The organism is Nocardiopsis protaetiae (genome assembly GCF_045446735.1).
GTDB classification, from domain to species: domain Bacteria; phylum Actinomycetota; class Actinomycetes; order Streptosporangiales; family Streptosporangiaceae; genus Nocardiopsis; species Nocardiopsis protaetiae.
Genome location: NZ_JBJJBV010000450.1, coordinates 1 through 3,210, shown reverse-complemented (window position 1 = coordinate 3,210; position 3,210 = coordinate 1). Strand labels below are relative to the sequence as shown.

The 3,210-nt window shown below is 72.1% G+C and carries 4 protein-coding genes; 1 reads left to right on the top strand and 3 read right to left on the bottom strand.

Translation table 11 applies throughout. The features are described 5' to 3' along the window. Window positions 1-29 precede the first annotated feature (29 nt). The 3 genes from ACJOT3_RS33685 to ACJOT3_RS33675 are packed head-to-tail and all read right to left on the bottom strand — an operon-like array spanning window position 30 to window position 2,065. A complete protein-coding gene (locus ACJOT3_RS33685) occupies window positions 30-362 on the bottom strand; it encodes a nuclear transport factor 2 family protein (RefSeq protein ID WP_406977179.1) in 333 nt (110 codons plus the stop codon). A 28-nt stretch (window positions 363-390) separates the two neighbouring features. Beyond that, the gene (locus tag ACJOT3_RS33680; protein WP_406977178.1) at window positions 391-1,281 is read right to left on the bottom strand and encodes an SDR family oxidoreductase; all 891 of its coding nucleotides are present in this window, start codon (window positions 1,279-1,281) and stop codon (window positions 391-393) included. Between the two features lie 43 nt (window positions 1,282-1,324). Further along, on the bottom strand, window positions 1,325-2,065 hold the full coding sequence (locus tag ACJOT3_RS33675) for an SDR family oxidoreductase (RefSeq protein ID WP_406977177.1): 741 nt from the start codon (window positions 2,063-2,065) through the stop codon (window positions 1,325-1,327). Window positions 2,066-2,267: 202 nt separating this feature from the next. On the opposite strand from ACJOT3_RS33675, the gene ACJOT3_RS33670 reads away from it, so the two are divergent. Next, window positions 2,268-3,203, top strand: a complete 936-nt coding sequence (locus ACJOT3_RS33670; RefSeq protein WP_406977176.1) for an aldo/keto reductase — start codon at window positions 2,268-2,270, stop codon at window positions 3,201-3,203. The last annotated feature ends 7 nt before the right edge of the window (window positions 3,204-3,210 follow it).

The window sequence follows — 3,210 nt, the reverse complement described above, 5'->3', positions numbered from 1 at the left end:
CCGCACGACTCTATGCTGGGCCGGTGCGTCTACGTCGGGCTGATGCGCAGGCTCGCGATGCGGCCGTCGCGCAGGTGGAAGGTCATCGGCCCGGTGCCGTTGTAGCCGTCGCCGGTCACCGTGAGCACCACGACGTGGCTGTCGGGGTCGGGCCCGGGCCCGCTGGAGACGACCTCGAAGTGCGACCGCTTCCCGATGTTGTCGGTGCGGTCCCAGGCGCGCACCCCGTCGCGGCCGTGGAACTCCCGGCCCCAGTCGTTCAGGTAAGCGTCCTCGGTGAACGCGGCGGCGAAGGCCTCCGTGTCCCCGGCGTTGGTCGCGTCCACGAAGGCGCGGATCGGCGCGGGCAGGTCGGTGGACATGGTCTCTCCCCTCACTCCTGTGTCCCGGTCAGGACCGGACGGTGAGCAGGTCGTCGAGCCCGACCCGGCCCAGGAACTCGCCGCGGACGCGGTCGGCGACCCCGGAGACCTCCTCCGAGCCGTCGTCCACCGGGTCGATGTGCACCCGGTGGGGGCGCTCCCCGCGCGGCAGGGCCACGATGCGGGCGATCTCGTCGGAGACCAGCGAGACGTCCGCGTTCTCCGGGGCCAGGGCGGCGAGCTTCCCGGCGACCTGCTCGACCAGGCCCGGGTAGCGCTCCCCGTACTCCGCCTCCACGGCGGTGTCGGCCGGGTGCCCGGAGTGGGCGAAGTGGTCGGTGCCGGAGGTGAACGACCCCGGGACGACGATGGACGTCTCCACGCCCCAGCGGGCGAGCTCGGCCGCGTAGGACACCGCGAGGGAGTCCATGCCCGCCTTGGCCGCGAAGTACGGGGCCAGGTAGGGCGGGGTCCCGCCCTTGACGCTGGAGCTGGACACCCAGAGCACGAGCCCCTCGCTGCGGCGCCGCATGCCGGGCAGGACGGCGCGGTTGACCCGCTGGGTGGACAGCACGTTCACGTCGTACAGCTCGGCGAGCTGCTCGGGGGTGAACGCCTCGGCGGGCCCGGTGACCATGTGCCCGGCGTTGTGGACGAGCACGTCGACGCGGCCGTGCCCGGCCTCGACAGCGGCGACGGCGGCGTCCACGGAGGCCTGGGAGCTGACGTCGAGCTCGACGGCGCGCAGGTCCACGCCGTGTTCCTCGGAGTACGCGGCGGCCTCGCGCACCCGGGGCGCGTTGCGGTCCGCGGTCTCGCGCATGCCCGCGTACACGGTGTGCCCGGCGTCGGCGAGCGCGCGGGCGGTGAGGGCCCCGAAACCGCTGGAGGCCCCGGTGATGACGATGACGTTGCTCATGGCCGGCCTGCTTTCTGATCTCTGGGAGGGTGGGCGGCCGGCCTCAGGCCAGGCCGCCGTTGGTGTAGAGGGTCTGGCCGTTGACCCAGCGGGCCGGTCCGGCGAGGAAGGCCACCGACTCCGCGATGTCCTCGGGCCGTCCCAGCCGCTCCAGCGGTGCGGCCTTGGCGAGCGCGTCGATCTCGGCCTCGGACTTGCCCTCCAGGAAGAGGGGAGTGGCGGTGGGGCCGGGGGCGACGGTGTTGACGGTGATGTCCCGGCCGCGCAGCTCGCGCGCGAGGACCAGGGTGATGCCCTCCACGGCGCGCTTGCTCGCGACGTAGGGGCCGTAGCCGGGGAACTGCAGGCGCGAGACGCTGGTGGAGACGTTGATGATCGCCCCGCCCGCGCGCACCCGCCGAGCCGCCTGCTGGGAGACCACGAAGGTGCCGCGGATGTTGGTGCGGTGCATCCGGTCCAGGGCGTCCAGGTCGAAGTCCGCGATCGGGCCCAGGACCATGATCCCGGCGGTGTTGACGACGACGTCGACGCCGCCGAAGGCCTCCTCGGCCGCGTCGAACGCGGCGGCCACGGCGTGCTCGTCGGCGACGTCGCCCGCGACGGCGATGGCGCGCCCGCCCGCCCCGGTGACGGCGCCGACGACGGCGTCGGCCCGGTCCTTGTTCCCGGCGTAGTGGACGGCGACGGCGATCCCGTCGGCGGCCAGGCGCTCGGCGACGGCGCGGCCGATGCCGCCGGAGCCGCCGGTGACGAGGGCGACGCGATCGGTACCCGTGGTGCTCATGTCCTTCATCCCCTTGGTCCCATCAAATGGACGGTGAGTCCATATAACCTCGAAATGAACGCAGAGTCCATATATCTGCATGTGATGCAGGTCACATTGTGGGGATTCGTGAGCCCTGCTTCTGAATCGCAGAGAATCCCCCTGTTGGACTTCCCCCGGTCCGGACTCCTAACGTCGTGACCGCCGGATCGAAAGGAAGCCCGTGAAGACCCTCACCCTGCCCGGGACGGACATCACCGCCCCCAACGTCGTCCTCGGCCTGATGCGCATCGCCGAGAAGAGCGACGACGAGATCCGCACCCTCGTGCGCACCGCCCGGGACGCGGGCATCGACTTCGTCGACCACGCCGACATCTACGGCCGCACCCTGCACGAGTGCGAGCGCCGCTTCGCCGAGGCGATGCGCCTCACCCCGTCCGAACGCGACGCCGTCACCATCCAGACCAAGGTCGGCATCGTCCCGGAGGGGCCGTACTTCGACTACTCCTACGAGCACATCGTCGCGTCCGTCGAGGGCTCGCTGAACGCCCTGGACACCGACCGCGTCGACATCCTGCTGCTGCACCGGCCCGACGCCCTCGTCGAGCCCGAGGAGGTCGCCCGGGCGTTCGACGAGCTGGAGGCGGCCGGAAAGGTCCGCGCCTTCGGGGTCTCCAACCACACGCCCCGCCAGATCGACCTGCTGCGCCGGTACGTGCGCCAGCCCATCGTGGTGAACCAGCTCCAGCTGTCGATCACCCACGCGCCGATCATCGCCCAGGGCGTGGCCGCCAACATGCTCGGGGAACCGCAGTCGGCCACCCTGGACGGCGGCGGGGTCCTGGACCACGCCCGGCTGCACGACATCACCGTGCAGGCCTGGTCGCCGTTCCAGGCCGGGTTCTTCAACGGGGTCTTCCTCGGCTCGCCCGAGTACCCGGAGCTGAACGCGGTCATCGACCGGCTCGCCGCGAAGTACGGCGTGCCGCCGATCGCCGTCGCCACCGCCTGGATCACCCGCCACCCCGCCCGCATGCAGGTCGTGCTGGGCACCACCACCCCCGAGCGGGTGACCGGGGCGGCCCAGGGCTCGGACCTGCCCCTGACCCGCCCGGAGTGGTACGAGCTGTTCCGCGCCGCGGGCCACCGCGTCCCCTGAACCCGGA

Bases quoted from the DNA above. Each gene is read 5' to 3' on its own strand.
- ACJOT3_RS33685 (WP_406977179.1), bottom strand. From the start codon at position 362: ATGTCCACCGACCTGCCCGCGCCGATCCGCGCCTTCGTGGACGCGACC.
- ACJOT3_RS33680 (WP_406977178.1), bottom strand. From the start codon at position 1,281: ATGAGCAACGTCATCGTCATCACCGGGGCCTCCAGCGGTTTCGGGGCC.
- ACJOT3_RS33675 (WP_406977177.1), bottom strand. From the start codon at position 2,065: ATGAGCACCACGGGTACCGATCGCGTCGCCCTCGTCACCGGCGGCTCC.